The organism is Phenylobacterium sp., assembly GCF_030646615.1.
In the GTDB taxonomy this organism is placed as follows: Bacteria; Pseudomonadota; Alphaproteobacteria; order Caulobacterales; family Caulobacteraceae; genus Phenylobacterium.
The window spans coordinates 37553-43700 of record NZ_JAUSLG010000036.1 but is presented as its reverse complement, the minus strand read 5'-3'; the positions used below and the strand labels follow the sequence as shown (position 1 = coordinate 43700).

General features: G+C 69.6%; 5 protein-coding genes and 1 pseudogene. 2 read left to right on the top strand and 4 right to left on the bottom strand.

The window, feature by feature from the left end; genetic code table 11:
* The 3 genes and pseudogenes from Q7S93_RS05570 to Q7S93_RS05560 all read right to left on the bottom strand — a co-directional run.
* Nucleotides 1–392 (bottom strand): annotated as a pseudogene (locus tag Q7S93_RS05570) (ferritin-like domain-containing protein); the annotation flags it as partial.
* A 154-nt stretch (nt 393–546) separates the two neighbouring features.
* Nucleotides 547–954: a metallopeptidase family protein gene (locus Q7S93_RS05565; RefSeq protein ID WP_304712747.1), complete on the bottom strand. Its 408-nt coding sequence runs from the start codon at nt 952–954 to the stop codon at nt 547–549.
* Nucleotides 951–1559 carry a hypothetical protein gene (locus tag Q7S93_RS05560; RefSeq protein ID WP_304712746.1) on the bottom strand — a complete coding sequence of 203 codons (609 nt, stop codon included), beginning with the start codon at nt 1557–1559 and terminating at the stop codon, nt 951–953. Before Q7S93_RS05560 ends, Q7S93_RS05565 begins: the two co-directional genes overlap by 4 nt.
* Nucleotides 1560–1663: 104 nt before the next feature.
* Here Q7S93_RS05560 and Q7S93_RS05555 point away from each other — a divergent pair, with 104 nt between their 5' ends.
* Complete coding sequence (locus tag Q7S93_RS05555) at nt 1664–3985, top strand: sensor histidine kinase (protein WP_304712745.1); 2322 nt, start codon at nt 1664–1666, stop codon at nt 3983–3985.
* Between the two features lie 16 nt (nt 3986–4001).
* Here the strand turns inward: Q7S93_RS05555 and Q7S93_RS05550 are convergent, their stop codons facing one another.
* Nucleotides 4002–5018, bottom strand: coding sequence for an aldo/keto reductase (locus tag Q7S93_RS05550; protein ID WP_304712744.1), 1017 nt, complete (start codon nt 5016–5018; stop codon nt 4002–4004).
* Between the two features lie 174 nt (nt 5019–5192).
* Between Q7S93_RS05550 and Q7S93_RS05545 the strand changes: the two genes are divergently transcribed.
* Nucleotides 5193–6104: an AraC family transcriptional regulator gene (locus tag Q7S93_RS05545; protein ID WP_304712743.1), complete on the top strand. Its 912-nt coding sequence runs from the start codon at nt 5193–5195 to the stop codon at nt 6102–6104.
* Nucleotides 6105–6148: the final 44 nt, after the last annotated feature.

Genomic DNA, 6148 nt, shown 5'->3' with positions numbered 1-6148 from the left:
CCCTGGTCCTTCAGCACATGGCAGAGGCTGGCCGACAGGTTCAGTGCGCCCTGCTCGCCATGCAGGATCGAGGAGAAGGACCGCAGGGCCGACTGGTTCACGAAGCGGACCCGGGTCTTCCAGTCGCTGAGGTGGTTGGAGACATAGTCGGTGGACATGGAGATGATCATGTCCTCCGGCAGGATCATCTGGTTTTCCATGTCGAAGGGCTCGTCGAAGTCGATGTACTTCTTGTCGAGCGGATCCCAGAAATGGTCGTGGGTGGCCGAGATGATCTTGTCGAAGGCCGTGGAGCGGGCGTTGTAGCGGTCCAGCTCAAGCATCGACTCGAAGTCGTCCGGCGACACGGCGTCGTAGATGATGTCCTTGGTGATGTTGCCGTCAGCGGCCATGAACTCGTCCTCCAGGAAGATCGGGCAGGCTCTGCGGCCCCGGCTCCGCACCTTGCGGGCAGCCCATCTGTCTATGGCTCAGTCAGCCACATGAACGTCGTTCAGTCAAGAAGATGACGGGGGCGTCATTTTCGTGACCGGCGGCCTGCCAGCCTCAGTCCGCCGCCGCCTCTATGGCGTCGATCTGGTCGTCGGAGAGGCCGAAATGATGGCCGATCTCGTGGATCAGCACATGGCTGACCAGCTCCTCGAGCGTCACATCGCCCCGGGCCGCCCACTCGTCCAGGATCGGCCGACGATAGAGGAAGACCATCGACGGATGGGTTTCGGGATCGAGCACCGAGCGATGGGCCAGGTCGACCCCGTGATAGAGGCCGGTCAGGTCGAAGGGATCCTCGATCTCCAGGGCCGCGAGCGTCTCCTCATCCGGGAAGTCGTCGACCCGGAACAGGACGTGGCCCGTCATCTGCCGAAAGGCTTCGGGCAGGCGGGCGAAGGCGGCCTGCGCCAGGGCGGCCATGTCGTCCAGGCTGGGGGCGAGCCCCGATGAAGATGGGGTCATTCGTCGGCGATCACGATGTGCGGGGCTTCCGGCGTGCGGATTTCGAACAGGCCGATGTCCAGGGGCTGCTGCGGACGGAAGGGCCGCAGGGGCTGGCGGGTCAGGGCGTCCAGGGTTTCACGATCGGCCTCGGCGCCGCCGCGGCGCACCCGCCGGGCCTGGGGGCCATCGAGGGGAATCTCCGCCGCCGATCCGATCCGCCAGAACGAGATCTGCAGCCGCCAGACCGTGGCGACCGGCTGGTCCGGCGGGGCTGGCCAGCGGCGACCGTCGCGCAGGGTCGGCTGCACCTGGGCGAGCACCCGCCGTCGGCCGCCCACCTGGGCCGCCAGTTCGGCGAGCCGGCAATAGCGATCCTCGGGCGGCAGGCTGCGCAGGCGGCCAGGACGGTCGTCCTCGACGCGTCCGGCATAGACGTCCAGGGCCGCCTCGCGGCTGGCGAATTCGGGGCCGACCGGGCGGGTGATGAACTCGATCGCCTCGCCGCCGGCCAGAGCCTGGGCCTCCCGAGCGCGGGCCGCGCGGCCCAGGGGGGCGGCGAGCGCAGCCTCGGCGTCGCGGGCGACGGGATAGAGAATGGCGCTCATGGGGCCATTGTCGCTCAAACGGGCGCCTGAGGAAACGTGCCGCGGGTGCGGTGAACCGTTTTGGGTTCTATGTTGAAAAAAGGGTGATTCGCATCGGCGCGGACGGCGCTGATGGAGTGGTGATGAACGCGCATGAACTGATCCTGGCGGCGGCCGCCGGTGCGGTCTGCCTGGCCATCTGCGCGACGCTCTGGGCGCTCGCCCAACAGCGTCAGGGGCAGACGCGCCTGCTGGCCCTCCGGAGCCGGGTCGCCGAGCTGGAAATGCGCGCCGAGGTCGCCCAGTCCTCGGCTGAGGCCTTCGACTCCGCCCTGCTGGCGGTGGAGGACGGCCGCGCCCTGCTGGCCTCGGGCGAGGAAAGCCTCTGCGTCTGCGCCGCGGCCCTGTCCCTGGAGAACGCCGACGCCCAGGGTCTGGTCAACGCCCTGATGCGGGCCGATCCCGACCATGCCCGCCGCCTGCGCGCCCTGTTCGAGCGCGGCGAGACCTGCGCCTTCGAGGTCCGCGGTCCCGCCGGCGTGGTCTCGGTCGAGGGCCGGGCGGCCGGCGCCCTGGCCTGGCTGCGGCTCTCGGCGGTGATCGGCGAGGACGCCGGCCTGCCCACCGCGCCCCGGTTCGCCGCCCTGCTGGACGCCCGGCCCGGCCCGGCCTGGATCGCCTCGGCCGACGGGGCGCCGGTCTGGGTCAACGCCGCCTGGCTGGCCGCCGTGGACGCCACAAGCCTGGACGAGGCCGCCGCCAAGGGCCTGACCCTGGACAAGGCCGCCGACGAGATCGCCAGCGAGGCCGCCAACCTGGCCCAGGTTCGTGAGACCACCCGCTGGCTGACCCTGGGGGGGCGCCGCCGCGCCTTCCACATCACCGCCCGGCCGCTGGAAGGGGGCGGGGTCGGGGTCTGGGCCGAGGACGCCACCGAGGCCGAGGAGATGCGCGAGGCGCTGAAGCGCCACGTGGCCGCCCATGACGAGACGCTGAACCACATCGCCGACGCCGTCGCCATCTTCGGCGCCAACAAGAAGATGATCTTCCACAACACGGCCTTCGCCGAGCTGTGGGGCCTGGAGCCGGCCTGGCTGAGCGAGCGTCCCGGCCATGGCGAGCTGCTCGACCGCCTGCGCCAGCGCCGCCGGCTGCCGGAGACCGCCGACTACGTGAAGTGGCGGGCCGCTGAGCTGGACCGCTACGAGGCCCTGGGCTCCAGCCCCGATGATCTGTGGAGCCTGCCCGATGGCCGCACCCTGCGGGTCGTGCGCCAGCCCCACCCCATGGGCGGGGTGCTGCTATTGTTCTCCGACATCACCGACGAGCTGAAGCTCAAGGCCCAGTACAACGCCCTGATCCAGGTGCAGCAGGCGACCCTGGACAAGCTGAACGACGCCGTGGCCGTGTTCGGCTCAGACGGGCGGCTGCGGCTGCACAACGAGGCCTTCGAGCGGTTCTGGAACGTCACCCCGACCCAGCTGGACCTGGCCGGCGACTTCGAGGGCGTGGTGGAGCTCTGCGTGCCGCGCCTGCACGACCTGAACTTCTGGCGCGAGCTCAAGGGCCGCGTCGCCGACCCCGATCCCAGCGCCCGGGCGCCGATCTCCGGCGAGGTGAAGACCTCGGACTCCCGCATCGTGGCCTATCAGTCCCGGCCCCTGCCCGACGGCGCCACCCTGATCGCCTTCACCGACGTCACCGACGCCCGCAAGCTGGAGAGCGCCCTGGCCGACCGATCCGCCGCCCTGGCCGACGCCGAGCGTCTGAAGCGGGACTTCGTGGGCAATGTCTCCTACGAACTGCGCACCCCGCTCACCACCATCATCGGCTATTCGGAGCTGCTGGAGCGGTCGGGTGAGAACCTGTCGGAGCGGGGCCGAGGCCACGCCGCGGCCGTGCGCATGGCCGCCACCCAGCTCGCCCGCTCCATCGACGACGTGCTGGACATGGCCCAGATCGACGCCGACGAAATGGCCCTGGACCTGGAGGACGTCCATGTGGACGAGATGCTGGCCCAGGCCGCCGCCCGCTGGTCCCGCAGCCTGGAGGAGGGCCGCGTCGTCCTGCAGGTGGAGCATGCCGAAGGGATCGGGGTGATCCGCGCCGACTCCCACAGGCTTGACCAGATCCTCGACCACCTGATCGAGAACGCCATCCGCCAGACCCCGCCGGAGGGCAAGATCACCATCTCGGCCCGCCGCGCCCTGGGCGAGGTCAAGCTGCAGGTCAGCGACACCGGCCGCGGCATCCCCTTCCACGTCCAGGCCCACATCTTCGACCGGTTCGTGGGGCGCGAGCGCGGGGGGCCGGGCCTGGGCCTCGCCCTGGTCAAGGCGCTCACCGAGCTGCATGGGGGCTGGGTGGCCCTGGAGAGCGAGCCCGGCGCCGGCGCGACCTTTACCTGCCACCTGCCCGAGCTGGCCCAGGCGGAGTCGGCGTCGCACCGCGAGCTGGAATTCTAGCGACGCCCCGCCCGCCTCAGGTGCGGTAACCGGCCTGTCGTTCCAGCATCCAGCCGGGATATTCGCTGGCCGGTCGGGTCGCCAGGTCCAGGGCGGCAAGGTCGCCGGGTTCCAGCTTGACCTCGGTGGCGGCGAGATTTTCGGCGAGTTGGTCGACCCGCTTGGCGCCGACGATGACGCTGGTGACCACCGGCTGGTGGAGCAGCCAGGCCACGGCGACCTGAGCAACGGTGCACCCCTTGGCTTCGGCGATCCGGCGCATCTCGCCGAGAGCGGCGTTTCCCCGCGCGCGATCCACCGGCGGGAAGTCGAAGGCGGCGCGACGACCGTCGGCGGCCTTGCCGTCTTCATCGTACTTGCCCGAGAGATAGCCGCCGGCCAGGGGACTCCACACCATCAGCCCGATCTTCTCGGACAGGAGCATCGGCACGATCTCCCGTTCGAGGTCCCGCGCCGCCAGGGTGTAATAGGCCTGCAGAGACAGGATCGGCGCGAGCCGGCGCGCCTCGCTCAGACCGACCGCCTTGACCACCTGCCACGCGGCCCAGTTGGACAGGCCGATGTAGCGGACGTGGCCATGGCGCACGAGAATGTCGAGGGCTTCCAGGGTCTCGGCGATCGGGGTGGCGGGGTCGAAACCATGGATCTGGTAGAGGTCGATATGATCGAGACCGAGCCGCTTCAGGCTCGCCTGGCACTGGCTGAGGATATGACCCCGTGAGGCGCCGCGGGCGTTTGGCCCCTCGCCCATGGGCCCCATCACCTTGGTGGCGACCACCACCTGATCGCGGGGCACGCCCAAGTTCTTCAGGGACTGGCCGAGAATGCGCTCGCTCTCGCCGCCGGCATAGACATTGGCCGTGTCGATGAAGTTGACGCCTGCGTCCAGGGCCGTCTTCACCAGGGCGTCGGCCTGGCCCTGGTCGAGCCGGCCGATCAGGCCCCAGATGCCCTCGTCGCCGCCGAAGGTCATCGTGCCGAGGCAGAGTTCAGAAACAAACAGGCCGCTATGGCCAAGTTGACGGGTGCGCACGGGAGGCTCCTTTGGCTGGGATCAGGCCGACAAGGTGCGCCCTTCGCCGCCCGTCGGCGACGCCGATCCTCTCAGCCTCTTGCCTGATCCTATCAAGCCCTCGCGACGGATGGTGCATGGGCTGGCCGGGTAGCCTAGAGCTCTTCCGATAACCGGGCATTATCGGGGAAAGGCATGGCGGACATGGACGCGCCCTTCGAGGCCCTGGCGGCGCGGGTATCGCGACAGTTCAGCCGCTTTGGACGCGAGACGCCGTTGAGCGGCCTTTTGCTCAGCCGCGCCGATGCCCCGAGCGGCGTCATTCGCTCGGTCTATCGCCCCTCCTTCTGCGCCGTCCTGCAGGGGGCCAAGGTCAGCATGCTCGGCGACCAGCCCTTCTCCTATCGCGCCGGGCAGGGTCTGCTCGCCACGATCGACGTGCCCGTCGCCGCCCAGATCACCGAGGCTTCTCCCACGCGCCCCTATCTGGCGTTCAGCCTTGAGATCGAACCGGCCATGGTCGCTGATCTGCTGGTGGAACATGGCTGCCAGATTGCAGCGCCGCCGCCGCCCAGGGCCCTGGCCACCACCGACCTGGATGGGGCGCTGTGCGATCCCTTTGTCCGGCTGCTGGATCTGCTCGACAGCCCGGCCGACCTGCCGGTCCTTGCCCCGCTGATCCGGCGCGAGATCGTCTGGCGCCTCCTGGCTGGACGGCTCGGCGCCGCCCTACGTCAGATCGGTTTGGCCGACAGCCACGGTTCCCGCATCGGCCGTGCTACGGCCTGGATCCGCGACCACTATGCAGAGTCTTTACGCGTCGCCGACCTCGCGGCCCTCGCCCATATGAGCATTCCGAGCTTTCACCGCCACTTCAAGGCGGCGACCCTGGAGACCCCCGTCCAGTTCCAGAAACAGGTCCGCCTCCAGGCGGCGCGGCGGCTGTTGCTGGCCGAGGGGGCGGCCGCCTCCGTCGCCTCGGTGGGCTACGTCGTAGGCTATGAAAGTCCCTCGCAGTTCAGTCGCGACTATCGCCGCCTGTTTGGCGACTCGCCCGGGCGAGACGGCGCCGCCTTGCGGGCGCGGCTGACGCCGGAAATCGCCTGAACGCAAGGCGCCTCAAGGGAATCCTGTTGGTCTGCCGGATCGCT